1 protein-coding gene is annotated in these 929 nt (G+C 49.3%); it reads right to left on the bottom strand.

Annotated elements, in window-relative coordinates; genetic code table 11:
- On the bottom strand, window positions 1-929 hold a 929-nt coding region (locus R7Z49_RS23865), incomplete at both ends, for an aminopeptidase P family N-terminal domain-containing protein (protein WP_318112202.1).

Here is a 929-nt window from a genome sequence, read left to right as displayed (position 1 = left end):
CTACAAGGAAGAAATTGCTTTCATTGACAATGGCATTGCTTTCTTCATCGGCGGCGTAGTGCATTTTCGCGCCATGTGCGGCGAAGCCCGCAATTGTGCGGAAACTGTCGCTCACATAATGGCGAGTTTGACGGCGATAGCTTTTCAATTGAGCCTCGGCTGACAGCTCAGTAACAAGCCCGCTTGGGACTTGGTCTTCTAACCAGCTCATGAACTTCACGACAGCCACACCATCGTCCGTCAATGACTGTTCGAGATTGGCTAACTCGGTCTGATTTTTGATGGCTTTCATGTCGGTGACCGGGCAAGCCATTGGCTTTAATGAAAGGTTCTGCTCAATGGAGTTAACCAACAAGCTGTCGGTATAAACCGGGCTAAAAGCAAGCGACAAGCCTTCACATTGCTGATTCAAATACTGGCTGACGTACTCGTAGTGACGAACGCTAACACCTTGCGCAGTCAGCTTCTTCTCTATCTCGGCTGGTAACTTTTGTTTATCGATGAACGCCGTCGCGCGGTCTCGCTCGATGATAAGGTAGGATTCTGAAACCGGGCAGTAAAGCGTGTCAGCGCCACGAATATTCAGTGTCCACATCACATCGTCAAGGGTTGAAACCAATAAACAGTCCGCATGGTTTTCATTGAGCCATTTACGAATATCTGCGAGTTTTTGTTTGGTTTCTACACCAGAAAACGCAACCGGATGGTCAAAAATTTCTGCGCTCGGTCTGCTCGGTCTGCTCGGGCGGTCAGTCCAGATTGGCGTTATCAGATCGAGGTCGAGAACAATCTCGATGTTCTTTGGCTCAAGCGCTTGTTTAAGTTCTTGGTAAAATGCGTAGCTGATCGAGCGTCCATCCACGGCAATCGCGCTGTTTTCGTCGAGGGTATTCGCAAGCCATTTAGGAATGGTGGGGGTTTCCGGCTGA

It is taken from the genome of Vibrio sp. 1562 (assembly GCF_033340155.1).
In the GTDB taxonomy this organism is placed as follows: domain Bacteria; phylum Pseudomonadota; class Gammaproteobacteria; order Enterobacterales; family Vibrionaceae; genus Vibrio; species Vibrio alginolyticus.
The sequence above is the reverse complement of the archived record's forward strand: the minus strand, read 5'-3'. Positions and strand labels throughout refer to the sequence as shown.